Raw genomic sequence first — 26325 nt, 5'->3', positions numbered from 1 at the left:
AACTTTGGTTTATCCGCAATGAACTCATGACCGCCATGGCGTTTAAGCGCGGTGAGCAGCTTGCTCATCAAGAAATCACAGCGATCTCGAAATTGTTCGATGAACTACTTCCAGAGGCGCGAGGTTACAAACGCATTGCCGGGCGCTTCAGAGTCATTGGGATAGGGTCTACGGTAAGCAAGCACCCGACGCCGTGAGTTGGTATGCGCCGCACTATGCACTGTCGATGCTCTAAGTGACATGAATCGGTGCAGCACCCTGGATGATGGAAGACACTGGGGGTGTGCGGGCCAGCACGGGTAGATGTCGATCAATTTATTGATGGCACCTTGGACCGCGATCTCTAAGTTGACCCGCTGCCGACCACTCTTACCCAGGATTGCCTGCGAGCGCTGCCCAGTCCCGTGAGGGAGCCGGGCGCGCCTGACAGCCCACATTAAACAGAGCCGCCGGGCGTGCCCGGCAGGCCGTTGGTCGGCGGCACCTTCGCAGGCCCGCACGCTTGTGATTGTTGTTCAAGCGCCAGGAGCCCGACCATGGAATTGACCCCGATGCACAAGCGCGTCATCGCGCTGGACGTTCACCAGGCCAAGATCACCGCGTGCGCCGTTGTCGAACATGACGACGGCCGCTTGGAGGTCACCAAGCGCGACTTCGGCGCCTTCAAACGCGACCGCCGCGCGCTGGCTGCATGGGCACTGGAGGTTCGGCCCGAGGTGGTGGTGGTGGAGAGCACGGGGGTGTACTGGAAGAGCCCATTCGCAGCGCTGGAGGCGGTGGGCATCGTGGCGTGGGTGGTCAATGCCCGACACGTCAAGGCCGTGCCCGGTCGCAAGACCGACATGGCTGACGCACAGTGGCTGGCCACGCTGGCACGCGCGGGTTTGCTGCGTGCATCGTTCATCCCTCCCAGGGACTTGCGCGAGCTCCGCCTGGTGGCGCGCCCGCGGCAAAAGCTCGTGGGCGCGGCCAGTGCCGAGAAGAACCGCCTGCACAAGGTGTTGGTCGATGCCGGGGTGCGGCTGAACGTGGTGGTCAACGACCTGCATGGCCAGAGCGCACGCGCCATGGTCAAGGCGCTGCTGCAGGACAAGCCGTTGCACGAGGTGCTGGACCTGAAGGGACGACTCCGCGCCAGTCGCGAGGAGCTGTTCGAGGCGCTGAGTACCGAGCACTTCAGCGCCACGCACCGCTTCGTCGCCGACGAGATCCTGCAGCACATCGAGCAGATCGAGCAGCGCATCGCCCGGCTGGACAAGTACCTGCTGGAGGGTCTACAGCCGTGGCAGGCGCAGCTGACGCTGCTGCAGACCCTGCCTGGGATCGACCAGATGGGCGCAGCGATGCTGCTGGTGGAGATTGGTGCGGACATGGGCGCCTTCGGTAGTGCCGAGCGGTTGGCGTCGTGGGTCGGCATCTGCCCGGGCAACAACGAGAGCGCGGGCAAGCGCAAGAGCGGGCGCATCCGTCGCGGCAACGCCTGGGTGCGCCGGCTGCTGTGCGAATTCGCCCAAGCCGCCGCGCGAACGCGTTGTGCCTTCAAGGACAAGTTCCAGGCGCTGACCATCCGCAAGGGGCACCGCAAGTCGGTCGTCGCGCTGGCGCACAAGATTCTGCGCACGGTCTACGCCATGTTGGCCAGCGGCACCTACTACCAGGATCAGGTCGTCGACTACGAGGCGTTGAACGTGGCGCGCAATGCCCCGCGTTGGCTCAAGATGCTGCACAAGCACGGCTTCATCGCCTCGCCCGCCGCCGCCTGAGCGATTCCCACCGTTGCGTCCTCACGCTCCGGCCGGCTTCAGGTCAGATGTTGTCGCGCCCGGTGGGGGTGTCTTCCACATTAAGAGTGCTGTGCATCCTTGGTCGCCGGTCCACTTTGGATTGTCAGATGAAATGGAGACGGTTGAGCGCAGACAGCGTTTTGAGTCGCCCGGATGGCACGCTGTCACGGACAGTCACGTTGAGCGCGGCGGTGAGTCAGAGCTGCGATGTAAGGGATGCGGTAGGATCGTTCAACTTCAAACGGAAGTCTCTCTGGCTGGAGTCTCGTCCGCCGCCCGACGCTGACTTGACAGCGGGACGGGCACTGCGAGCCGCCTGCGGACAAACGCTACTTTCTCCCCGTCGTCTTGCTTCAATCCAATCTCAGTCGCCAAGCTCAAATTCAGGAAGATACATACTTTCGAGTAATGCGTCTTCTTGAAGATAATCCTGACCATACCCAGCGGGAGTTAGCGGAAATCCTGGGCGTTAGTGTTGGCGCGCTCAACTATTGCCTCAAGGCGTTGATTGAGAGAGGCTGGGTGAAGATGCAGAATTTTTCGAGTTCGAAGAACAAGTTCGGATACGTCTATGTGCTCACGCCCAGAGGACTTTCCGAGAAGGCTGTTCTTGCGGGTAGATTCCTGAAAAGAAAACTTGTGGAGTATGAACTCTTGAAGATAGAGATTGAGGCTGTGCAGTCCGAAGCGCGTGACTCGGGCATCCGAATAGGGAAATCATGAGGTCGGAGGATGGCACATGCCAGCGCATGTGTCGACGCCAAGCTTGGTCTGAGATTATGAACATCGGCTATTGAGTTGCCGAAGATTTCCACTCATGCATTCCATTTCCACTTCAAGTGGCCGCAACTTTGAGGCCCGGCCCGACGAGCCGATCCTCGAGGCAGCTCTTAGGCAGGGGATTGTCTTTGACTACAGTTGTCGAACGGGGCGCTGCAGTACCTGCAAAGGTAAGGTCCTTTCGGGCGAGACCGCCGCAACCCATGACGAGCTTGGTCTGACAGCCGACGAGCGTGCGCAAGGCTTCGTCCTAACGTGCATTCGCCAAGCGCGTGGTCCTGTGGCAATAGAAATCGACGACCTTGGAGAGGTTGTTTTGCCGCAATCCAAGACGGTCCCTTGCCGGATCCAGGCGGTTGAGCGATTGACGCGTGATGTTATGCGTGTTCAGTTGCGCTTGCCTCCAACATCAGACTTTGAGTTCCTGCCTGGGCAGTACATCGAGGTGATCGGTAGCGAAGGTGTTCGACGCAGCTATTCAGTAGCAAATGCCCCGCGACCGGACAAGCACATCGAACTGTACATTCGAGAAGTTCCAAACGGCGCGATGAGTCGCTATTGGTTTCAGCATGCAAAGGTAAATGACCTCCTGCGGCTACGCGGTCCGTTGGGAACGTTTTTCGTTCGAGCGCAGGCTGGTAAGGATCTAGTTCTCCTTGCAACTGGTACTGGTATCGCGCCTGTGAAGGCTATTCTGGAAGGCTTGGACAAGCTTCCTGTTGACGCACAGCCACGGAATACAACGGTCTATTGGGGGGCGCGCCACCGGGACGATCTCTACATTGAAAAGATGGTTGTTTCGCCATTTCGATTGGTACCTGTGCTGTCGCGTGCCGATGATGAATGGGTGGGCGCCCGAGGACATGTCCAAGATGTGATGCTGGCCGATGGACCAGATCTGCCGAACACACTCGTTTATGCATGCGGCTCCGACGCAATGATTCATAGTGCTCAAGTGCAACTACAGGCAGCTGGTCTACCACGACGCCAGTTTCATTCAGACGCTTTCGTGTGTTCGTCGGAAACCTGAATATTCCGAATAATCCTCAATAGGACATCTCCATGAAAGCAGTCATTCTGGCTGGTGGGCTAGGCACACGCCTTAGCGAAGAAACGTCGACTCGCCCTAAGCCGATGGTCGAGATCGGCGGACGTCCGATCCTTTGGCATATCCTGAAGATGTACTCGCACCATGGGGTCAATGACTTCGTAATCTGCTGTGGATACAAGGGCTACGTCATTAAGGAGTACTTCGCAAACTACTTTTTGCACATGTCTGATGTGACCTTTGACATGCGCAGCAATAGGATGGAAGTCCATCACAAACGGGCGGAACCCTGGAATGTCACTTTGGTTGACACGGGTGATGAGTCGATGACCGGTGGCCGCCTGCGTCGCGTTGCAGATTACGTGCGTGGCGAAGATGCTTTCTGTTTTACGTACGGAGACGGCGTCAGCGATGTCGACATCGGTGCCACGATCAAGTTTCACAAATCGCATGGGAAGGCCGCTACGCTGACTGCGACATATCCGCCTGGCCGCTTTGGAGCGCTCGACATTCGTGATCACGAAGTCCACAGTTTTACAGAGAAACCAAAGGGCGACGGTGCGCTAATTAATGGTGGATTCTTTGTGCTGTCGCCTAGTGTGCTGGACTATTTGAAAGACGACAGCACAACTTGGGAGCAGGAGCCGCTGATGAGGTTGGCAAAGGACGGGGCGCTGATGGCCTATGAGCATCATGGCTTCTGGCAGCCAATGGACACGCTACGCGACAAGCACATGCTGGAGGAGCTGTGGAGTTCCGGCAAGGCGCCCTGGAAGAAGTGGGATTGAGGCGAAACATATGCGACAGACCAATCCTGATTTCTGGCGGAACAAAAAAGTCCTTATAACCGGCCATACAGGTTTCAAGGGCAGTTGGTTAAGTCTTTGGCTCTTATCGATGGGTGCGACTGTTCGCGGTCTGGCGTTAAAGCCACCCACTGGGCCCTGTCTGTTCGAGGTCGCACGGGTTGCGGAGGGTATGGCGCACCACATTGTCGACATCCGCGACTGCGCTGCGGTGAAGGCGCAAATTGATGATTTCAAGCCTGAGATAGTCATTCACATGGCGGCGCAGCCATTGGTACGGCTCTCCTACGATCAACCGGTCGAGACCTATGCGACCAATGTGATGGGCACTGTCCATGTGCTTGAGGCCGCACGCACGGCAGGATCGGTCAAGACGATCGTCAATGTCACGACCGACAAGTGCTACGAGAATCGTGAGTGGTTCTGGGGCTACCGTGAGGACGAACCAATGGGAGGTCACGATCCCTACTCCAACAGCAAGGGCTGCGCGGAGTTGGTGAGTTCGGCCTACCGCAAGTCCTTCCTCAAGGACGCTGGCATCGCATTGGCGACTGCGCGCGCCGGCAATGTCATCGGCGGAGGCGATTGGGCGCTGGACCGCCTGGTGCCGGACATCCTGCGTGCGTTGCAAAACAAAGAGCCGGTTCTGATCCGAAACCCGCATGCGATACGTCCGTGGCAGCATGTGTTGGAGCCGCTCTCTGGCTACTTGCTACTGGCTGAGCGCCTGTACACACAAGGCCAAGCCGACGCAGAAGGTTGGAATTTTGGGCCCCGCGACGACGACGCCCGGCCTGTACAGTGGATTGTTGAATATCTATGCGAATCATGGGGCAGCGACGCCTCTTGGACGTTGCAGCCTGGAAGGCATCCCCATGAAGCCAGTTTCCTGAAGTTGGACGTCTCAAAGGCGCATCAGCGCCTGCAGTGGACACCACGCTGGTCGCTAGATACTGCGCTAACCCGAATTACCGATTGGCATCATGCTTGGCTTTCGGGACATGACATGCGCGCCGTATGCCTGAATCAAATCTCTCAATATCGATCCGACGTATGAGCACCACCACTATTACTTTCCAGCCGCAACTGGACAAGCTCCGTAGCCAGATCAGTGAGCTGGTCCAGCAATATGCCAACATAGCGTATGCACCTAAGCCTTTCGTACCAGGCGAAACCGTTGTGCCTGTTTCTGGCAAGGTCATCGGCGCTGGTGAACTGAAGATGATGGTCGACGCGTCGCTCGACGGCTGGCTGACCACCGGCCGCTTCAACGCGATGTTCGAGCAGCGCCTAGCCCAGTTCCTGGGCGTGAAGTACCTTATTACCGTCAATTCCGGTTCGTCGGCGAACCTCGTTGCCTTCTCGACGCTCACCAGCCCGAAGCTGGGCAAGCGAGCGATCCAGCAGGGCGACGAAGTCATCGGCGTAGCCGCCGGCTTCCCGACAACCGTGAACCCGATCGTCCAATTCGGTGCTGTGCCAGTCTTTGTCGATGTCGACCTGGCCACCCACAACATCGACGCCAGCAAGATCGAGGCGGCGATCTCGCCAAAGACAAAGGCCATCATGCTGGCTCACAGCTTGGGCAATCCGTTCAACCTGGACGTGGTCACGGCGCTGTGCAAGAAGTACAACCTGTGGCTGATCGAGGACTGCTGCGACGCACTTGGGGCGACTTACAACGGTCAACTGGTTGGTACTTTCGGCGACATCGGCACGTTGAGCTTTTACCCTGCTCACCACATCACGATGGGTGAAGGTGGCGCGGTTTTCACCAACAATGCCGAGCTGAAGCTGATCGCCGAATCGTTCCGCGACTGGGGCCGCGACTGCTATTGCCCACCGGGCAAGGACAACACCTGCGATAAACGCTTCTGCTGGACTAAGAAGGAACTTGGCGGCGAGCTGCCCGACGGATACGACCACAAGTACACGTACAGCCATCTAGGCTACAACCTAAAGATTTCGGACATGCAGGCCGCTTGCGCGCTGGCGCAGATGGACCGCGTCGAGGAATTCATTGCCAAGCGCCGCGCGAACTTCGCTTATCTAAAGGCGAAGCTGGCCAGCGTGGCTGAGTTTCTGCACCTTCCCGAAGCCACGCCCAACTCCGAACCATCCTGGTTCGGCTTTCCGCTGATCGTCAAGGACAGCGCAGGCGTCAAGCGCGCGGACCTGATCAATTTCCTTGAAGAGAACAAGATCGGCACGCGCCTGCTGTTCGCGGGCAATCTGACCAAGCAGCCCTACATGACGGGCCGGAACTATCGCGTCAGTGGCGAGCTGACCAACACCGACATCGTGATGAACCAGACGTTCTGGCTAGGAACGTTCCCCGCGCTAGGCCAGGAACAGTTGGACTACATCGCCAGCAAGCTGGACGAGTTCTTCGGCGTGAACTTTTAAACGTCGACTGTTATGGAATTCCTTCAGCCATTGCTCAGCGGCGTACGTGTTGTCCTACTAGATCGTTTTGATGACGATCGGGGGTCGTTTGTCAAGACTTACAGCCGTTCAGCATTCGGTGACAATGGACTGGAATTTGATTTTCGAGAGGAGTTCTATTCCTTTTCGAAAAAGGGGGTGATTCGAGGAATGCATTTTCAGACTCCCCCGCACCACCATGACAAGATAGTCTATTGTGCCGCCGGTGCCGTCCTGGATGTGCTTCTAGATTTGCGGCCAGGCGCCGATTATGGCCGTGCGGCATCAATCGTCCTTGAGGCTGCGCGGCCGCATCTGATTTTTATTCCAAGTGGCGTGGCTCATGGATTCAAATCGTTGGAAGAACATAGTTTGATGATCTACAAAACGAGCACACAACACGCCCCTAGTCATGATGCTGGGGTGAAGTGGGATAGCTTTGGTTTTGATTGGGGTATCAATTCGCCCACGATATCCAAGCGAGATGTAAGTCATCCATCATTTTTTGAATATCAATCGGCGTTCTAGCCATGAAAATGTTCGTTACTGGTGGAACCGGCTTTATCGGAAGTCACGTATTAAAGCTGGCGCAACTCCGAGGCCATCAGATTACCGCCGTTCGTCGCCCTGGATCTCAGTGTCGGATCCCTTTTGACTTCTGTTCGGTAAGCTGGTTGGAACGCCCGCTGGATGAAGTGGAAGCACAGGATCTTGCGGGCCATGACGTTCTCTTGCATTTGGCGTCTGTTGGCGTCAGCCCTCAACGAGCCACTGTGAGCGAACTAGTGCGTTGGAATGTGGAATGCACAGCGCGGCTTCTCGAGTCTGCCGCCGCTGCTGGTATACGACGTGTGATATTGGCGGGGTCATTCGCGGAATACGGTCGAAGCGCGGACAGATTTGAAAATCTGCCCGTTGACGCGCCGCTTGAGCCTACGAATGCCTACGCGGCCTCAAAAGCCGCAAGCTACATGCTCGCGATTGCACTGGCAGCGCAATATCAGCTTGAACTTTGCTATCTCCGCATCTTTTCTGCTTTTGGAGATGGGCAGAATCAATCAAATTTTTTCCCCTCATTGAAAAAGGCAGCGCTCGCTGGCGAAGACTTTCCGATGACGACCGGCGAGCAGGTTCGCGACTTTGTGCCGGTGGCGGAAGTTGCGCAGGCATTCTTGGATGCGGCGTCATCGACCACGGTCCTCGCTGGAATTCCCAATGTAAGGAACGTGGCATCCGGATTCCCCGTACCGCTGCACAAGTTCGCTGAACTATGGTGGCGTCGTTTGGACGCTCGAGGCCGCCTGCTGATAGGCGCGGTCCCGTACCGAGCTTCGGAGCCCATGCGATTTGCCGCCTTGATGGACGATTTGCATCCCCAATCAAGGCCCCAGCCGTGAATATAATTATCGGTGCGGGCCTTGCGGGGCTCAGTTGCTCATATCACCTTGGGCACGAGGGCTGGCTTGTTCTGGAGCAGGGCGCTTCAGCCTTTGGGCATGCGTCAAGTCTGCGCCAAAGTGGGTTCACTTGGGATCAGGGACCACACGTCTCCTTTACCAAGCACGAATATGTTAGAGAGCTCTTCGTTCAAGCAGTGGGGGGAGAGTTTGAAGAATTTCCCGTCTGTGTTTCGAACTATTTTCAGGGCACCTGGATCAATCACCCAGCGCAGACGGCTCTCTTTCAGGTGCCCGAGCCGCTGCGTACTGAGTGTTTACAGTCCTTCTTGCACTCCCGCAGTCTTGCGGGGGAGCCCGATCCAATTAACTATGCGCAGTGGCTTGACGCCGCATTCGGAAGTACTTTCGCGAAAACTTTCCCGGCAGCGTATACCAGGAAATATTGGACGGTTGAGCCGGCAGCTCTGTCTACAGATTGGTTGGGTGGACGAGTCCTTAAGCCCGATGTAGACGCGGTTCTCGCCGGATCGAAAGGTCCAATGCCACATTCAACGCATTACATAAATACCGTTCGCTATCCTCGACGCGGTGGCTACCAGTCATTTGCAAAGAGTATGGCGAAAGATGCTCGAATTCGATTTGGAAGTCGGGTTGTACGCGTCGATCTTGATCAGCGCTCGGTTTGGCTTGCTGACGGCGAGTGTATGAAATATCAGGCTTTGATAAATACCATACCGTTGCCGGATTTCATCAACGCCTGCATAAACGTCCCGCTTAATGTTCGTGACGCGGCTCGTGCGCTTAGCTGCACTCAATTGTTGATGGTGAATGTTGGTGTACATGGTGTCTCCCCACGCCCAGAGCATTGGATCTACGTTTATGACGAAGATAAGATATCCACGCGCCTGAGTTTTACAGATAAATTGGCGAAAAATAACGCTCCTGGCCCAGGTTGGACTGGTGTGCAGGCGGAAGTCTATTTCAGCAGATATAAGCCTCTGTTGACGGATCCTTCTTCAATAGGCGCGCGAGTGCATGAGGAATTGGTTGAGATGGGGGTCTTGCCATCGGAAACGCTTGCGCAGGTCGTGAGCGGGCAGGGCAATATCACAACTTCGATTGCTCCGTGGGCAAACGTTATTTTTCTTCACGACACCAAGGCTGCACTGGACGAGATTTGGCAATGGTTAGCGAAATACGGACTCGTTAGAGAGCAGGACGATACCCACCCTTTAACCGATTGGACACGAGGGAATGCCGTAGAACGCAATCGGAGTGCAGCATCATTGTCAATGGCTGGACGTTTTGGGCAGTGGAAATATTTCTGGTCAGACGACTGTGTGATGCGAGGTCGTCAGCTAGCGAACTCGCTGCAAAAATAGCTTCCGGATGAAGGCGCGGACTGGATTTATTTGGGCTATTTCGGCCAACGTCGCCAATGCAGCATTGTGGGCCATTGTTATTCCCGTTTCTTCGAGGTATCTCGGCGCCGAAGAAACTGCAATCTGGTTGAATTTCGTCGTTATGGCCGGCGTAGGCCAATTGCTTGAGCTTGGCTTCAATCCAACGCTTGCGCGAAGCTTCTCGTACGTCTATGCGGGCGCCCAGTCCCTGCGTGCGGTCGGCTTAGACGAATCTCACGGTCCAGTTAATCACCCGCTACTTGCGCAGTTGATATTTTCTTCTCGAAAAATATACTATATCGTAGGCGCACTTTCTGCGGCCACTTTATGGGGTGGTGGGACGCTCTATCTATTAAATGTACTCCCTCCTGGAACTCCTGCAGATGGCGTTTTGACGGCGTGGTTAATTTATTCCTCAGGCTGTGTCATTTCGCTATGGTTCGGATATACGAACTCCATGATTCTTGGTCACGGAGACGTCAATTTCTATAACCAAACCTTGGTATTGACCAGGGGATTGCAGCTGGCGGTATCTATTGGTGCGCTAGTGGCTGGTGGCGGACTTGCATGCCTCGCACTGGGCGCTTTGGGATCTGCGATTGTTGGCAGGGCTATTTGCTATCGCCATGTAAGAGCGGAGTTGCAGTGCGCGCATGCAATCGGCCCGCTCGCCTCGGATATCAATGCGTTGGTGCGCGTGCTTTGGCATAATTCGGGTCGGTATGGCCTCGTAATGCTCGGGGCGTTTCTCATTACGCGCGCCAATCTATTGATTGCTGGTCTTACAATTGGCGTCGTCCCCGCTGCTGGCTATAGCTTTTCGGTCCAGGTGTTAACCTTTTTGCAGTCGCTGGCAGGCGTTCCATTCAGCATGAAATTGCCGGTATTGAATACATTGTGGGCCAGACAGCAGCGTAGGGAGGCCGAGGATATGTTTGCAGCTGCATTGGCGCTCGGAATAGTAATGTTCATTGTAGGCGCTGCAGGATTCGTTACGATCGGCCCATTTGCTTTGGCGCAAATCAAAGGAAACCTAATACTTCCGGACACCTGGATTCTGCTGGCAATGTCTTTAATATTTCTCTTTGAGCTCAATCATGGAAACTGCGCCAACTTGTTGACTATTTCGAACAAAGTGCCATTTGTAACCGCGGCGCTTGTTACGGGATTGATGATTGTCATCGGCTCATGGATTGTCGCGCCACATTTTGGCGTCCTTGGCTTAGTGATGGTGGTGGGCATGTCTCAGCTGTCATTTAACAACTGGGTGTGGCCGCGAGCGGCCTGCAGTATGCTGAATACCACCTATTCTCGTTTGCTGAAACAGGGGTTCTCGCTGTTGGTCGATAGGGCGAAGAAATATCGCTCCTAATCTCGGTATGCGATTCTCCGATTAATTAAGCTGTACTGGAAGATGACAGAAGATTTGCCTTTGGTGTCAATTTTGATACCGACTTATAATCGCGTTGCGCGTTTGGAGCGTGCAATCGAGAGTGCAATTGGGCAGGACTATTGTCGTATTGAAATCGTTGTATCTGATAATGCGAGCGAGGATGGAACGGATATTTATTTGGCGTCGATTTCGTCCAGCTGTGAGATTGCGTTGCATAGGCAGACGACGAATATTGGTTTGATCGGCAATTGGAACTTTTTAGCAAGTAGAGCTCGAGGGTCGTATTGCTTGATGTTGTCGGACGATGACGAGTTAGAAGTCGATGGGATTTCCACGCTTGTCGCGGCTCTGCAACGCGCGGAAAGGCATTCGTTGAGCTCTGAGATCGTTGCGATCATTGGGAGCTCGAGCGTTTCCAAGCCAATTCCCAGCGATTGCCAGCTCTTGACTTGCCAAGAGTTAATGCAGCGAATACTTCTGAGTGAGTTCACTGCTCTTCCCAGCGCCACTCTCTTTAGAGTCGATTCTTTGAGACGTTTTGGTTACAGGAATTATTATCCGACTGCCATTGATATGGGGCTTTTGGCGGATTTCATAAAGATTGACGGATGGGCTGTTATAGAAGGTCGCGTTGTCTGCAAGTACAATATTCATGCCGACAACGTCACGGCGAAGTTCGCGGTTGACGACATTTATAAGACTTACAGGAGAATTTTAAGGTCGGCTTACAGCAATCGTGGAATTGCTGTTGACTACTCCGGCCCTCTAAATCGTTATATGAGATTGACGTTGGGATACGTAATCGCGGAAAGGTATTCGAGTCGTAAGCTGTCCTTCATATCGGCCCTTGTTTATTTACGCAAATACCGTAAATACTTTAAGTGGAGCGACTACCTGTCGGTGCCATTCAAGATGCTTGCCAAAAAAATATATTGCGTCTTTGGATGAACGTTATGAATGGATTCTCTGTTTGCGTATTGATGGCGACTTTCAATGGTCAGGCATATCTGCTGGAGCAGTTGGAGTCCATTATTGGACAGACGGTTGAAAATATTAAAATATTGGTTTCTGATGATGGCTCTCAAGATCTGACCAAATCGATCTTGGTTGAGCATCAAGCGAGGTATCCAGGGACTATTGAGATAGTTGACGGTCCGAGAAGCGGGCTTGAGCGAAATTTCTACAGTCTTATAGACAGAGCCAAAGGATTTGATCTTTACGCTTTTGCAGATCAAGATGATATTTGGGAGCCCGCAAGGATCGAGAAAGCAATTGAACGCTACCAAAAAGTGGATGGCGAAATTCCGTTTGCATATTGCAGTGCCACGTTGCTCGTCGACGAGAATGCTGTTTGCATAGGCTTAGAGAAGAGGCCGCCAGTAGAGTCGATTCAGCTTCGCCATGCTTTGGGATATTGTATTTCTACGGGGAATACCATTGTTTTCAACGAGGCCGCTAGGCGTATTTTTCCTCCGTCTTTAAATCGTATTGAGCCACTAGGTCACGATTGGCTTACATTTATATATGTCTTGATGTTTGATGGGAGTGTGGTATATGATCCATTTCCAGGTGTGCGTTACAGAATTCATTCTGCGAACCAGTCCGGCGTTAGAGCAGGTGCTCTGGGGAGACTGACCCTTCTTAGGGACTGGATTTTGCGCGGCAAGCTCAAGCGAACCAATCGGCAAATAATTGATTCCACCGATTTGGTTTTGAGCAATGCATCCACGGAAATCATTCGCTTGCTCGATGAATTCAAGGCCGTGCACCGCGCGAGTATATTTGTCAGGATTTGTTCATTCTACCGGGTAAACATTACTAGGAAGGATCCATCAACCAATTGGATAAATTGGATGGCAGTGATCCTGGGGAAGTTTTGAGCGGTGCGGTGATCTAGCGGTCCTAGATTTGAACCGCACGCCGCGTGGTCAATATTGGATCGGGAGCGCCGGGAGACCGGCAAGGGTATGTGTTCACGGGGTCTAGCCCCACGCTGGCAGCTGCGCGATTCTCCAATCCAGATGAAGTTCGCATTGCAAGTCGTTGATTTCATGCCGACACTTGCACTGTGCAGACCAAGCCACCAAGTGCCGCCAGCCAATCCTCGCCGGACGCAGCGATGGCGCAGCTGCCCCAGAAGGTGCCCGAATGCCACGCCCTCATCACGCAGTTGATCGACCGCGTGAGCTGCTGGAGGAGCGAGTCAACCTGGACTCAGGCGCGCGTCAAGAGTGAGCGTCCGGCGGCCCCACCTTCCGCCCCGGTCGCCATCGCGTGAACATGGCGTCCACCTGATTTTGGTGGACACCTATGCAACCCAATGTTCAACAAGGCGCGCGGCGAGTGCACGCGGCGGATTTCAAGGCGAAGGTCCTGGCGCAGTGTCGTGAGCCCGGGGCGTCGGTCGCTGCAGTGGCGATGGCCCACGGCGTGAACGCGAACCTAGTGCGCAAGTGGCTGGTGGGCAGAGGGCTCAAGCGCGCGGGCTTGGTCGTGCCAAGTGGTGTGCCCTGTGCGGCACTATCGAGGGCGGGCGAGACTGCTGCAGCGGCACTGCCGGCGCCACCGCTGCCGGTGATGCGGTTCGTGCCGGTGGGCCTGGCAGCGGCCGGCAGCGGCGATGAGCCGAGCGTTGAAGCCGGCATGCCAGGCGCGGCCGAGCCCGACGCGCCAGCAATCCGTGTCGAGCTGCGCTGCGGAGATGCCGACGTCGCCGTGCGGTGGCCGGCGTCGCACGCGCCGGGCTGCGCGGCCTGGTTGAGCGAACTGGCCAGCGCACTGTTCAAGGGATGAGCCAGCCATGATCCGCATCGATGCGCTGTGGCTGTGCACGCAGCCCCAGGACATGCGCGCAGGCGCCGAGCGGCTGCTGGCCGCAGTGGTCAACACCGTGGGCTGTGCGCAGGCCCACCACGGTTACCTGTTCGCCAACGCACGGGCCACGCGGTTGAAGCTGCTGGTGCACGACGGCTTCGGCGTGTGGTGCGCCACGCGGCGGCTGCATCACGGCGGCTTCGCGTGGACGAGTGCGCCCGAGGTTGGCGCGGCCGGCGCGGCGGCGACGCTGCAGCTGACGGCGCAGCAGTTCGAGGCCTTGGTGGTGGGGCTGCCGTGGCAGCGGCTGCCTGAGCTGCAGGTGATCCGCCGTGCGTAAGTTTGCGCTTCAGTTCGCGCGCAAAGTCATGCCCGCAGCCAGGCCGGCAAGAGTGCTTGCGCCAATGGTGCGAGCCGGGCTCCAACGGCAACATGCCACGCATGCAAGGCGTGCAAGACCTGCCCCCCATTGACGAGCACAGGCTGCCGGCCGAAGCGGCGGCGGTGATCGCACGGATGCGCCAGCGCATCGAGCAGCAGGTCGGCGAGATCGAGCGTCGGGATCAGGAGATCGAGCGCCGGGACCGCGAGATCGCCTGGCGCGACATGCGGCTGGAGAAGATCCAACTCGAGCTGGCGCGCTTGAAGCGCTGGAAGTTCGGCGCCAAGACCGAGGCGATGACGGCGCAGCAGCGCGCGCTGTTCGCCCAGACGCTGATCGAGGACGAGGCCGCCCTGCAGGCGCAACTGGCCGAGTTGCAGGCCAAGCTGGCGCCGACACCCCATGCGCCGAAGGCCACCCCGCGCCAGCCGCGCCGCCAGGCATTGCCCGAACACCTGCAGCGCGTGGAACACCACCACGAGCCGGCCGACACCACCTGCGCCAACGAGGGGTGCGGTGCGCCGATGCAGCGCGTGGGCGAGGACGTGAGCGAGAAGCTCGACATCATCCCGGCGCAGTTCTTCGTGCATCGCCACATCTACGGCAAGTGGGCGTGCCGGTGCTGCAGCCAACGTGGACAGGGGCGGCTGCGGCAAGAGCCGGCCGAGCCCGACGTGATCGACGGTGGCATCCCGGCCAGCGGGCTGGTGGCGCACACGCTGATCAGCCGCTTCGCCGACCACCTGCCGTACTACCGGCAAGAGGCCATCAATGCGCGAGCGGGCGTGCACACGCCGCGCTCGACGCTGGCGGCCTGGGCCGGCGCCGGTGGCGCGGCGCTGCAGCCGCTGTACGAAGCGCACAAGCGCTTCGTGCTGAGCGCTGCGGTGCTACACGCCGATGAGACGCCCATCCCGCTGCTTGACCCCGGCGCGGGCAAGACCAAGAAGGCCTTCATCTGGGCCTATGCACGCAGCCAACTCGACCCGCAGCCGGGGGTCATCTACGACTTCTGCGCCGGTCGGGGCGCGCAGTACCCCATCGCCTTCCTCGCCGGCCTGGACCCGCCGCGCGCGGGGCTGCCCTGGCGCGGCACGCTGGTGTGCGACCGGTACTCGGGCTACGCCCCGGTGCTCGATGCGAGCCTGCATCCCGGGCGCACGGCTGCGGCCTGTGCAGCGCATGCCAGGCGCAAGTTCGAGGAGCTGACCCCGCGCAACGCCGGCGCCAGTCCCGTGGCGCTGCAAGCGCTGCAGCGTTGGGCGCGGATCTACCACGTCGAGAGCCACTTCGCAGGCATGAGCGCCGAGGACCGCCGCGAGGGCCGCCAGCGCCTGAGCAAGCCGCTGTGGGAGGAACTGCGCGTGTGGCTGGAATTGGAGCGCGGGCGCGTGAGCGGCGGCGCCATCGGCGAAGCCATCAACTACAGCCTGAACCACTGGAGCGCGCTGACGCTGCACCTGGACGACGGGGCCGTGCCCATCGACAACAACCACATTGGGCAGCAGATCAAGCCCTGGAAGCTGGGCGCCAAGAACTGGCTGTTCGTGGGCAGCGAGCTGGCCGGCGAGCGGGCGGCCATCGTCATGAGCCTGGTGCAATCGGCCAAGCTCAATAGTCGACCCTGCAAAAGCCCCACAACCCGCATAAACACTGGTGTTTCCGGGCGTTCACGGATGGTCAATTCCCCTGGAATGTTATCCACTGGAGGCTGATTTCTGGGGGATTTGGACCATGAGCACGCCGGACTTTTTCCGCTCCCGACTGGACGCCATGGTCGATCCCAGGCACCCTCTGGTGGTGCTCGCCGCTCGACTGCCCTGGGGCTTGATTGAGCAGGCCCTGGCACCGCACTTCGCGCGCAAGGCGCGTACGCCGGACAGCGAGATCGCGCAAGACCTGCTGGGCGAGCACACCGTCGAATTCGGTGGCGGCATCAGCCCCGCCGGTCGGCCTCGTCTGCCCATTCGCCTGATGGCCAGCCTGCTGTACCTGAAGAACGCCTTCAACCTCAGCGACGAGGAGCTGGTGCAGCGCTGGAGCGAGAACGTGCCCTGGCAGTGCTTCAGCGGCATGGAGTACTACGAGCCCCGCTTGCCCTGTGATGTCACGCAGATCGGGCGCTTCCGCTCAGGCCTGGGCGAACAAGGTCTGGAGCAACTGCTCAAGTTCACCATTGAGACAGCGGTTGAGATCAAGGCCATCAAGCCCGCCGAGCTGGAGCGCGTGATCGTGGACTCCACGGTGCAAGAGAAGGCCATCGCACACCCCGTGGACAGCCGCCTGCTGGAGATCGCGCGCCACCAGGTGGTCAAGGCCGCCCGTGCGGTGGGGATTGCGCTCAAGCAGACCTTCGCTGCCGAAGGCAAGACCTTGCGGCGCAAGGCCGGCGGCTACGCCCACGCCAAGCAGTTCAAGCGCTTGCGCAAGGCCGTGAAGCGCCAGCGCACGATCCTCGGGGTGGTGCTGCGGGAGGTGCAGCGCAAGCTGGATGCGCAAGCCCAGGGCATCGCCCAGAATCAGGCAGGCAGTGCACCGGCGACGACGCCACCCAGCGCCGCCGCACTGAGCCGGCTCAGCACCTTGTTGGAGCGCGCCGAGCGCATCCGCACCCAGCAGCGCCACGACAAAAACAAGCTCTACGCCATCCACGCCCCCGAGGTCGAGTGCATCGGCAAAGGCAAAGCTCGCAAGCCCTACGAATTCGGCGTCAAGGTGAGCCTGGCCGTCACGCACAAGAGCGGGCTGATGGTGGGCGCGAGAAGCTTCCCCGGCAACCCGTTCGACGGCCACACGCTGGCCCAGCAACTGGAGCAAACACGCAACCTGCTGCAAGACCTGGCACGCCAGCCCAGCCAAGTCATCGTGGACCTGGGCTACCGGGGCGTGGACGCCGACAACCCCGGCGTGGAGATCATTCACCGGGGCAAGTTCAAGACGCTGACCGCGCTGCAGCGGCGCTGGCTCAAGCGGCGCCAGGCCATCGAGCCGGCCATCGGCCACCTCAAGAGCGACCACCGCATGGATCGCTGCTGGCTCAAGGGCGCCATCGGCGACGCGCTGCACGCGCTGAGCTGCGCGGCGGGCTACAACATCCGCTGGCTGCTGCGGGCGATCGCGGCACAGGCCGCCATGGCCGCGAAGGCGGTTTTTTTGGTGTGCGCCGAAGGGGCACGGTATGGGCGAATCGGCGCATGGGGCCTGCTGACGACTTTGGCTGGCGTGCTGACCTCTATGTGGGCCAGCCTGCGGCTTGGAATTCCAGCGCCGCGACGCCCGCTGATCGCACTTCAGACGGGCCGGTGAGCGCTCGAAGTGATTTTGCAGGGCCGACTTGATACCTCATGCCTCGCCGGTGCCGGCTGCGCCCACCGGCTGACGCTCAACGCCCTTCGCCGCTGGCTGGTATCGCCCACCTGGTACGGACGGGCTACCCCGTGAACACATACATGCGCGCCGGCGGCACCGAAGCGAAGCGTGGCTCGTTGGCCACGGCCAGCAGCGCAGCACGCTCCTCAGGGCTCAAGGCATGGCCAGGCGTGGGCCGCAACCGCCTGCGGCCTGCCATCGCCTGCTGTGAGGCCTTCAGTGACCTTCCAACGTTGCAAGGTGCGTGCATCGATGCCGGCGGTCTCGCAGGCCGGCTTCAGCCGCGCGCCGGCCGCATGTGCTGCTTCGATGTCCAGGGCCAGAGCCTGGCGATCTTCGAGGCCGATCATTCGTCCTCGCCCTTGTTGAAGATCGCCGCGACTTTTTTGACAGCACCAGCAGCGCTGCCGTCTCGGCCAGCGCCCGGTCCTTGCGCAGCAGGTCGCGCTCGAGTTCCTTGATGCGCTTTCGGTCCGCCCGCGTTGCTTGCGGGCTGGCGCGTGCGTCTTCGGGGTCAGCCAGTGCGGTGGTGCAGCTCGCGCGCCACTTGTCCAGTTCGGCCGGGTACACCCCGTGCTCGCGACACCACGCGCTCTTGGCAGGCTCGCTCATCGCCGCCGTGGTGATCACCGCCTCAAGCCGGGCGCCTGCAGTCCATGCCCGCCCTCGGGCGGGCATGGACTGCGCCTTGTCGCGCCACCGCTCCAGCGTACCCACCCCGACGCCCATTTCTCGCGACACCACTTCCAGCGGCGCGCTCTCCGGCGGCAGCAACCTCGCCACCGCCTTGTCCATGAATGCCTGTCCGTATCGAGCCAAATCCGTCCTCCATCGCCGCCCCCTGGATTGATCTATGGAGGCGACAACTATTCTGACGCGGGAGGGTCTGCACAGTGCAAGTGTCGGCATGAAATCAACGACTTGCAATGCGAACTTCATCTGGATTGGAGAATCGCGCAGTTGCCAGCGTGGGGCTGGACCCCGTGAACACATACCACGGTGCAACACGGTCTGGCGGGCCCAAATTTGCCTTCCCGTTCATGCAATCGCCCTGGCATCTCCCCGAACAACGCCTCCATCACGCGGGCTCGTGGGCGCCACGATGCTGGAGCAGAACGACGAATGGAGTCTGAACGGGCGCTGCCTGCAGCTCGAGGGCCTGGGGCCCGCAGTGATACTGCCGAGCAACCCGCGTGTCCCACCTGCCCGGGCTGGAGACTTACACCACCGTTATATCTTCGCTAGAAACCGGGCGGCACTCGCTATATGCCAAACAAAATGGCGGAACTTGCGCCGACTTGCGCGCTGCGCGTCGTGGATCACGCGCGCACTAGGAACCAGCATTACGCTATAGCCATTGCCGTGCAATCGGCGACACAAATCCACGTCCTCGAAATACATGAAGTAGCGCTCATCAAAACCCTGAAGTTCGTGATACGTTGAAGTCCGAAACACCATAAACATCCCGGCCACCCAATCAACATCGATTGGAATGATTCCGATTTGGTAGTCTGGGCCGACGTCACCGGTCAGACGTCGGGAGAGCAACCTAGCCAACGTCGGAAACCGTCGTGCGCTGTCCTGTAATTGGCCGGTGCTCGAATAGACCACAGGCGCGGCAATGCCGACACGCGGATCTTTCAATTGTTCGAGCAACAGCCCAGGTTGCAATCCATCGAGGCGAATGTCCGGGTTGACAACTACGAAATGAGAGCCAGATACCAGCTTGAAAGCAGCATTGTGATTTGCACCGAAGCCCTTTGGATTTTCATTCCGCAGAATTTGAATTGGCAGTTCGTCAAAGTCCGCAAAGAAGGACTCGTCCTCCGGAACGTTGAGGGTCAAAATAAGTTCGTGGCAAAAAGACGGCCGCTCCGCTAGTTCTGCAAGCAAGGGACGAATCAGATGGCCCTGCCCGTGGCTGACAATCGATAAGGAAAGAGTGCTCTTGACAGACATAAGCGAGAATCAGGTGAGTGTGTTAATCAGGCGGCCACGTGCCTTCAAACTCGACGCAAGACCGATGTCAAAAGCTTGCCTGACCTCTTCGGAAAGCTGATTTAACCGCTCCGCATCGTTTAACAATTTTTCTGCCTCGGCGAAGAACTGATCCGCTGGCAGGCTTTTTGGGAAGATTAGGCTCGATAGTGGCGCTTGAAGGAATGCCCGAATTCCACCTGAATCTCTGCATACAGGTACGCATCCAGCTCCCATTGCTTCGAGAGGAGGCAATCCAAAACCTTCGTGATCGCTCAGATGAATAAAACAGCGGCTACGGGCATAGAAATCCCGCATCTGTTCTGCGGACGGGCGTAACAGTACATTGGTGGTGAACTTGGAGAATTCAGCGGCGACTTCATCTTCTGGGGTAATAAAGCACACGTTTCTTTTGTTCGCGAATGCCTGCGCTAGAAAGTCCCGGTAAAGATCTAGCCTTTTGACTTCTCCTTTGCGCAGCACCATCGCATAGTCGATGTCACGATGTTCGCGCGCATGCATCTTGAAGATTGAAGATGCCCATATTGGCATTTCACTTGCAACCGTTAGCCCGGCGTCTTGCATCTGTGCCGTCAAGAATTGATTTGCGGTGATGATGCGTCCAGATCGATACGATGCGAGGATTAACCGTTTCAATAGCCAGGATACGACAGGATTCTTTACGAAGCGCCATTCAATGCCCTGCACGAAGAAAATGCGGTTCTGTTTTGGTACTAGTAGCGCAAGAGGCAGTGTGGAATAGTGTGTAAATATGTATGTCGACAGCTTCTTGTCTTGCTTTTTTTCCTGCCGCCGCCACTTGGCGAAACGAACGAAGAGCGGAATCAAGTCTGCGGGAGCCCGCGCCGCGACGGGTTTCCAGCAGGATAGATGTTCAATAGGGGCCGGCGATTCCATCGGATGCGGGCTCCTCCACATGGATAACACTAAGACGTCTGCCTTCGAGATATCGGACAGCAGACGCAAAGCTTCCCCGATACCTCCACTAATTTTTAGCGATGGGACAACCAGTATTGCGGTCATGGTGTCGGAATTAGTTCGCAGCGCTTCTCGCTCGACACGCGTTCCGAGCTACTAAGCGAGAATGCCAGAGAAAGTCCAAGACACAATGGCGGATAAAAGTAAGTGTCTTGCGTCAAAAGAAATCCAAGACTGGCAAGAATCAAAAGGAAGGCGAAACGGCCGTGATCTCCGCCGTAGTTGGTGGCGCTCACTAGAGCGCGCCATACTATGATTAGGAAGACAAGCAATGAACTAAGGCCTCCTTCAACGAGTAGTCGCACGAAAATGTTGTAGGCAGACGCTCGCCCAAGGGCGCTGGGATCCATCTGATCGAGTGCTTCTTTGGAAAACATCAGAAAGTCCGGCGCGAATGCCTCGCGGTAAAGAAAATGGAACTGACCGGTGCCAACGCCGATCCATCCGTAGCCTTCTGCAGCTAGGTTAAGCCCCAGCATCGTTGAACCTATTCGCATGACGCTGCTCAAGTTCTCCTCTAGGTCAAACGCTGCCATCGAAGTGATGTAAAACGCTGCGGCTGCGATAAAAGATCCCAACACAGCGGACTGAGCAACGACTGGTATGTCGCGCCGATTTTTCCAAAGTACACCCAGCAACTGTATGCCGACAACGGCGACAATGGTTTTCGCATTAATCCAAAGCGCTGCAGCAGACATCAGTAGGGGCAGTACGAATCGCACGGCCCAGTGTTGAGAGCGGTCGAAAATTAGCGCAAAGCCGAACATTCCGGCAAATACCCCAAAATACGATGGCTCGCTCATCAATCCGCTTGGCCGTTCAATTACATCGCCTTCGCTCCGAAAAAAGCCGAGGAAGGTGCCAGCCCCGTCGGTGATAAGGCCGGAAGCCTCCAGGAAGAATAGCGCTAGATGAAAAATAGCGACAAACGGGAACAGCCGGATCACAAACTTCCGTGTTCCTTCGACGCGGAACAGATGGCTCAGCTCCACGGTGACCGCCGAAAAGAGAGAAAGTAACGCCCCCTGTGTAATGAATTGAACCGTAGGACTTTTTGTGCGTCCGAAGTCGGACCAACCCATCAATAAGTTGATGCAAAAAGCGAACCCTCCCGCACACAGAAGCAGCAACCAGAGTTCTCGCTGCCCGTCGTCAATTAACATCCGCTCCGCTCGGCGGCGGCGATACCAAGATATTAACGCCGCAATGCTAAAGGCAACAATCGAAGGCTTTGCGCCCGCTTCACGGAATGCTTCCGCCGTAGGCATTAGGTAATCGATCGGGAGCAAAAGTACTCCGGTCAGAAGCGCTGCACGGACGCCGCCGGACGGTTCATTGGGGTCAGAGGACGGGGATGACGCGGATGACGTCATATTAGATTGTTTGGATTTTGCGGGCTGTTGCGGAAAGTCGCTCGCGTCTCATAACGCCTTGAAGCGGAAGTCCGTCGGACTTTGTGTGGCTCTAGAACCTTTAGCCTCATCGGGTCTTTGGCCAATCACTAGGTGATAACCGGACGTGTTGTCGCCCCAATGCCTAATAACAGACATCCCACCAAGATGAAGAAGGCGCCACCTGCGCCCGCCAAAGCGAACATCAAACGACGGGGCTTGCTTTTTCGCTCAGGGGGCGTAGCTTTGTCGACTATCTGAATAGCTAAGCTATCACGGCTTTCGTCAAGTCTCGCCATTTCATACTGCTTGGCGAAAAGGTCAAAAAGTGCCTCTTGATACTTGTATTCTCGATAGGTGGTCACATAGTCTGCATTGCCCGCGGTCCTTCCAGTGCGTTCAAGTCGAGCAACTTGCGCCTTAAGAGCTTGCGCCATCGCGCTCTGTCGCTGAACTTCCGCAGAAGATTCGGTTAATGATCGACGGAGCACTTGCAGGCGAACCTGCGCGGCAGTTTCTTCGGCTTTCAGCCGTGCGAAATCTTCCGCAGCCGCTTTGGGTTCCGCCTTCAAATCGCCAGAGTTGAACCCGCTGGCTTGCAGTGCGCGTTGTGCGACACCAAGGCGCTGCTTGGTACTCTTGAGTTCTGCCTCGAAAAACACACGTCGTTGCTGCGCCTCGGTCAGCGCGATGTCGGATGTGAGGCGTTGAAGTTCTAGTACAAATTGGTTCGCGATATCTGCTGCGAGCTCCGGCGACTTGGCGTCGACATCGATAGTGATTAGGCCATCACGCTTGCCGAGATTCGCGCGCACGTTCTGTTCAAGCTCGCGGCGCGCGTCTACCCGAAATCTCGCGTCATAGACCTCCATCAACTTGAACTTGTCGATGATTCGATCTTCAACGTTGGCACTTGCCAACAAAGAGACTAGTTGGTCGCCAAGGTTTTTGATGCCTGCAGCACTGCCGGCCAAGCTTGACAGGGCACCCAATGAATTCAGCGCCGCCGCAGCAGAGCTTTGCTGTTGCTGCGGAGGGATGAATGTGGTTCGCGCGGTGAATGTTGGGGCAATCAGATAGCTAATGCCGAAAGCGGCGCCCGCAGCGATCAGCGGTGCAGCAACGAGAAGGCGCCAACGTGGAAGCAGCTTGCGGAATGGCTCGGCGGAGTTCGGCATGCGTGCATCTGGATTTAGATCAATCATTTAGAAATGCGGCGTTGCCGGCTCAGCGTCAGGAATACAAGCTTTATTGAGGTTTTCAATTCTTAATCGTCTTCAGCGCGGCTGCACCAATCCCGAACTGATAGAGGATCTGCGTCCAATCTTTGGCTTCTTGTATGAACGTCGTCTTGTTAAGCTCTTCCGGAACAAATACGGTGTCGCCGGGTAATGCGCTAAGACTAGCGAGTGCGTTCCCCCCGAACCAGCCGCTCGTTGACTGTCGTGTGCTTATGACGCTGCCGTTGGCGCGAAGCACAAACATGCTGCCTGTATCAGCACCGCGTGTTGGGCCGCCAGCGACCTTGACGATGTCTTCGATCGAGTTGCCCGGTTTGAGAAAATAGCTCCCGGCATTAAAGACGCTTCCGAAGACGCCCACCGTGTTAGGGCGAGCCGGGATGTACAGACGGTCGCCGTCTTCAACAGGGAGCGCGGGCAGTTCTCGAGCTGCATCAGTCAAATCCAAGACGACGCGCCCTGTGGGGCGAGTAGCACGCAGCCGATCTATCAGCCGCGTTGTACCGGCCTGGTTTTGCACTGCTGCGGCTGCGTCTTCTGCATTGCTTACCTTGTGCGTCGACGTGTTGCGGGTGAAGTCGGTTTCCAAATCTCTGAGCGCGCGCTCATACTGAGCTTCCTGGACTCGGCGCACACTCTCACGGGAAAAGTCGGTTCCGAAAAAGTATGCATCGCGCGTGACGCCGCCTGCGGCTTGAACTGCATCGCTCAACGTGCTGTTTGGTGACATTACATAGTCACCGGGTCTTGCCACCTCGCCTTCGACTCGAATGCGCTTGAATTGTTTTGCCTGCGGCAGTGCTGCGGAAACGCTGTTAAACGCGCGAATCACGTCACCGCTGCTAAGTCGCTGGGCTCCATCAACTGGCAGGATTAGCTCCACGACTCGTCGATCATTTCGCTCGCTCAATCTTTCTATTGCCACGCGACGCAAATCAGCGACTGTGGACAGTCCGCCAACATAGCGAATAGCGTCGTTAACAGTCTCATTACCCTTCAGTTCAACGATTGCCGGACGATTGACGCTCCCGATCAGCGCCACTTGTGCGCCGATCGGCCCCACGTAAAGGACATCGTCCGCCTGCAAAGGCAAGTCACCCTTCTTGTCCCCACCGACTAGCAGGTCGTAAAGGTCAAACGCTCCGACAGCCTTCCCATTGCGCCGCAGCTCAATGTTTCGAAAGCTGCCGGCTGCGGAGGGACCTCCCGCTTGTACAAGACCCGTCATGACTGTCGCAAGGCTGCTGACGCTGTACGCGCCTGCACGAGCCACGAAGCCGGTTACGTAATATCGGATGCTGCGCAGGCGACCAAGCGTTGCGCTGAGTTGAAAATTCTTGAACACCTGCCCGACGCGACGAGTAAGCAGTTCGTTCAAATCGGCATAGCGTAGCCCCGCAACCACAACGGGACCTACGCGTGGAATCACGACGCGCCCCGCGCGATCGACCGTCATGCGCAGGTCCGCATCAACCGAGCCCCAGATAGTTAGCTGAATCTCATCACCAAGTCCCACCACATAGTCGGGCGGCACTTGGCGGTTTGCTTCTACTGACGCGAAACTGCGAGTCGGCAGCATCAGGTCACTACCCATCCTCTGGATGGGAATGCCAGCGAGTCCGCTGACGTAGATTTCGAACTCGCTAGGGATGGTCGGCTTTGCGTTGACGAGTCCATCTTCGCCAAGGCCGGAGCGCCCCAAGTCTTCCGCCGATGGTTGAACTCGTGATGGCGTTGATCCGAGCTTAATCGGGCCGGCGCTGCTCGAATTCTGACTTTGATTGTCCGAATCAGTGCTATCGAGAGCCGCTAGTACGGGAGCAGAGCCGGCAAGAAGGGCTACGGTCAGAAGGGCTGTAAGAGGATGCCAGCGCAAATGTGTCACCAGTCGGTTGATCGGCGGGAGCGGCAAGCCTTGCGTTGCAAAGCGCCTCGTGAAAGGAGGCGGATTCTAGATGGCCGGCTGTTGACGTACGTTCACGTCCCGCTCGGTAAACTTCAGCGAATGCTCTATCTTCTCGTGTCGTTCTTTGTGGCTGTGTTGGTGACCCTTCTGGTTATTCGTTCCTCGCGCAGCCACGCCCACCTTTCGGCCGACGCCGATCTGTCTGGCCCGCAGAAATTTCATGCCACACCTGTGCCCCGTATCGGCGGGGCAGGAATGTTCGCCGGCATCCTGTGTTGTGTAGGCGTTGCTGCGATGGTCAAGCATGCCGATTGGACGCTGGGCGCCTTGCTTGTCATTTGTGGCCTGCCAGCGTTCCTGGCCGGATTGGTGGAGGATCTGACCAAGAGGGTTTCTCCCGCTAAGCGCTTGTTGGCCACCGCGGTCTCGGCCGCCCTGGGCATCTGGTTGCTCGGCGCCTCGATTACGAAGACGGATGTTCCAGGCCTGGATTGGTTGGTGTCTACCGCCGTCGGAGCCTGGTTCGCCACCATCCTCACCGTCGCCGGCGTCGCCAACTCAGTCAACATCATCGACGGCTTCAACGGCCTCTCGTCCATGTGTGTCAGCCTGATGCTGCTTGTCTTCGCCTATGTGGCCTACCAGGTGGGTGACGTTCCCGTGGCCTTGTGGGCTTTGGCAGGCGTGGGCGCAGCTCTGGGATTCTTCGTCTGGAACTTCCCCTCCGGCCTGATCTTCCTGGGCGACGGCGGCGCCTACTTCCTCGGGTTCTACCTTGCCGAGATCGGCATCCTGTTGATTGCCCGCAACGCGGAGGTGTCGCCGCTGTTCCCGCTGATGGTCTGCGTCTACCCAGTGTTCGAGACGCTGTTCTCGATGTACCGCCGAAAAGTCATTCGCTCGGTGCCGACGGGGCTACCAGACGGCATTCATCTTCACTCGCTGATCTACCGCCGCCTGATGCGTTGGGCTATCGGTGCGCGCGACGCCCGCGCTATGACGCGCCGCAACTCCATGACGGCACCCTACCTGTGGATGCTCTGCGTGTCCTCCCTCGTGCCCGCGCTGGCCTTCTGGAACTCCACCCCGCTGATCGCCGCGTGCATGGTGCTGTTCGGCGTCACCTATGTCGTGCTCTACCGACGCATCGTTCGCTTCAAGACCCCCAAATGGCTGGTCGTGAACCGCTGAAACACGCGCAAGAGGCA

At 57.7% G+C, this 26325-nt stretch carries 22 protein-coding genes and 2 pseudogenes; 18 read left to right on the top strand and 6 right to left on the bottom strand.

Annotated features, from left to right (window positions below; translation table 11 throughout):
• The 17 genes and pseudogenes from ABIS05_RS06115 to ABIS05_RS06035 form a co-directional block, all read left to right on the top strand.
• Positions 1–197, top strand: a pseudogene (locus ABIS05_RS06115) (hypothetical protein); the annotation flags it as partial.
• Positions 198–536: 339 nt separating this feature from the next.
• Positions 537–1763 (top strand): IS110 family transposase, encoded by a 1227-nt coding sequence (locus ABIS05_RS06110; RefSeq protein ID WP_348009713.1) that lies wholly within the window; start codon positions 537–539, stop codon positions 1761–1763.
• A gap of 369 nt (positions 1764–2132) precedes the next feature.
• A complete protein-coding gene (locus tag ABIS05_RS06105) occupies positions 2133–2507 on the top strand; it encodes a MarR family EPS-associated transcriptional regulator (protein ID WP_348009712.1) in 375 nt (124 codons plus the stop codon).
• Between the two features lie 94 nt (positions 2508–2601).
• Positions 2602–3594 (top strand): FAD-binding oxidoreductase, encoded by a 993-nt coding sequence (locus tag ABIS05_RS06100; protein WP_348009711.1) that lies wholly within the window; start codon positions 2602–2604, stop codon positions 3592–3594.
• A 32-nt stretch (positions 3595–3626) separates the two neighbouring features.
• Positions 3627–4400 carry a glucose-1-phosphate cytidylyltransferase gene (gene rfbF / locus ABIS05_RS06095; RefSeq protein WP_348009710.1) on the top strand — a complete coding sequence of 258 codons (774 nt, stop codon included), beginning with the start codon at positions 3627–3629 and terminating at the stop codon, positions 4398–4400.
• A 10-nt stretch (positions 4401–4410) separates the two neighbouring features.
• Entirely contained in the window at positions 4411–5475 is a 1065-nt protein-coding gene (gene rfbG / locus ABIS05_RS06090; protein ID WP_348009709.1) for a CDP-glucose 4,6-dehydratase, read from the top strand.
• Complete coding sequence (gene rfbH, locus ABIS05_RS06085; RefSeq protein ID WP_348009708.1) at positions 5472–6824, top strand: lipopolysaccharide biosynthesis protein RfbH; 1353 nt, start codon at positions 5472–5474, stop codon at positions 6822–6824. Before rfbG ends, rfbH begins: the two co-directional genes overlap by 4 nt.
• A 12-nt stretch (positions 6825–6836) precedes the next feature.
• A complete protein-coding gene (locus ABIS05_RS06080; protein WP_348009707.1) occupies positions 6837–7370 on the top strand; it encodes a dTDP-4-dehydrorhamnose 3,5-epimerase family protein in 534 nt (177 codons plus the stop codon).
• A gap of 2 nt (positions 7371–7372) precedes the next feature.
• On the top strand, positions 7373–8239 hold the full coding sequence (locus ABIS05_RS06075; protein ID WP_348009706.1) for an NAD-dependent epimerase/dehydratase family protein: 867 nt from the start codon (positions 7373–7375) through the stop codon (positions 8237–8239).
• Positions 8236–9624 carry an FAD-dependent oxidoreductase gene (locus ABIS05_RS06070; protein WP_348009705.1) on the top strand — a complete coding sequence of 463 codons (1389 nt, stop codon included), beginning with the start codon at positions 8236–8238 and terminating at the stop codon, positions 9622–9624. Before ABIS05_RS06075 ends, ABIS05_RS06070 begins: the two co-directional genes overlap by 4 nt.
• Positions 9625–9631: 7 nt before the next feature.
• On the top strand, positions 9632–11017 hold the full coding sequence (gene wzx / locus ABIS05_RS06065; protein WP_348009704.1) for an O-unit flippase-like protein: 1386 nt from the start codon (positions 9632–9634) through the stop codon (positions 11015–11017).
• A gap of 42 nt (positions 11018–11059) precedes the next feature.
• Positions 11060–11986 carry a glycosyltransferase family 2 protein gene (locus ABIS05_RS06060; RefSeq protein ID WP_348009703.1) on the top strand — a complete coding sequence of 309 codons (927 nt, stop codon included), beginning with the start codon at positions 11060–11062 and terminating at the stop codon, positions 11984–11986.
• Positions 11987–11991: 5 nt separating this feature from the next.
• Positions 11992–12918 (top strand): glycosyltransferase, encoded by a 927-nt coding sequence (locus ABIS05_RS06055; RefSeq protein WP_348009702.1) that lies wholly within the window; start codon positions 11992–11994, stop codon positions 12916–12918.
• Positions 12919–13348: 430 nt separating this feature from the next.
• On the top strand, positions 13349–13831 hold the full coding sequence (locus ABIS05_RS06050; protein ID WP_348009701.1) for a transposase: 483 nt from the start codon (positions 13349–13351) through the stop codon (positions 13829–13831).
• A gap of 7 nt (positions 13832–13838) precedes the next feature.
• On the top strand, positions 13839–14192 hold the full coding sequence (tnpB, locus tag ABIS05_RS06045; RefSeq protein ID WP_348009700.1) for an IS66 family insertion sequence element accessory protein TnpB: 354 nt from the start codon (positions 13839–13841) through the stop codon (positions 14190–14192).
• Between the two features lie 101 nt (positions 14193–14293).
• Positions 14294–15949, top strand: a complete 1656-nt coding sequence (gene tnpC / locus ABIS05_RS06040; protein WP_348063225.1) for an IS66 family transposase — start codon at positions 14294–14296, stop codon at positions 15947–15949.
• A gap of 19 nt (positions 15950–15968) precedes the next feature.
• Positions 15969–17540, top strand: a complete 1572-nt coding sequence (locus ABIS05_RS06035) for an IS5 family transposase (protein WP_348009698.1) — start codon at positions 15969–15971, stop codon at positions 17538–17540.
• Positions 17541–17682: 142 nt separating this feature from the next.
• On the opposite strand, the pseudogene ABIS05_RS06030 reads toward ABIS05_RS06035, so the two are convergent.
• From ABIS05_RS06030 to ABIS05_RS06005, 6 genes and pseudogenes are all read right to left on the bottom strand, one after another.
• A pseudogene (locus ABIS05_RS06030) lies at positions 17683–18422 on the bottom strand (IS3 family transposase); the annotation flags it as partial.
• Positions 18423–18833: 411 nt separating this feature from the next.
• A complete protein-coding gene (locus ABIS05_RS06025; RefSeq protein ID WP_348009697.1) occupies positions 18834–19562 on the bottom strand; it encodes a glycosyltransferase family 2 protein in 729 nt (242 codons plus the stop codon).
• Between the two features lie 9 nt (positions 19563–19571).
• On the bottom strand, positions 19572–20624 hold the full coding sequence (locus ABIS05_RS06020) for a glycosyltransferase (protein WP_348009696.1): 1053 nt from the start codon (positions 20622–20624) through the stop codon (positions 19572–19574).
• Positions 20621–21868, bottom strand: a complete 1248-nt coding sequence (locus ABIS05_RS06015) for a hypothetical protein (RefSeq protein WP_348063224.1) — start codon at positions 21866–21868, stop codon at positions 20621–20623. The genes ABIS05_RS06020 and ABIS05_RS06015 overlap by 4 nt, the downstream gene beginning before the upstream one ends.
• Positions 21869–22080: 212 nt before the next feature.
• Entirely contained in the window at positions 22081–23175 is a 1095-nt protein-coding gene (locus ABIS05_RS06010; RefSeq protein WP_348009694.1) for a lipopolysaccharide biosynthesis protein, read from the bottom strand.
• A 55-nt stretch (positions 23176–23230) separates the two neighbouring features.
• On the bottom strand, positions 23231–25096 hold the full coding sequence (locus ABIS05_RS06005) for an SLBB domain-containing protein (protein WP_348009693.1): 1866 nt from the start codon (positions 25094–25096) through the stop codon (positions 23231–23233).
• A gap of 120 nt (positions 25097–25216) precedes the next feature.
• Here ABIS05_RS06005 and ABIS05_RS06000 point away from each other — a divergent pair, with 120 nt between their 5' ends.
• Positions 25217–26308, top strand: coding sequence for a glycosyltransferase (locus ABIS05_RS06000; protein WP_348009692.1), 1092 nt, complete (start codon positions 25217–25219; stop codon positions 26306–26308).
• Positions 26309–26325: the final 17 nt, after the last annotated feature.

The sequence above is a fragment of the Roseateles sp. genome, from assembly GCF_039929605.1.
Taxonomy (GTDB): Bacteria; Pseudomonadota; Gammaproteobacteria; order Burkholderiales; family Burkholderiaceae_C; genus Pelomonas.
The sequence above is the reverse complement of the archived record's forward strand: the minus strand, read 5'-3'. Positions and strand labels throughout refer to the sequence as shown.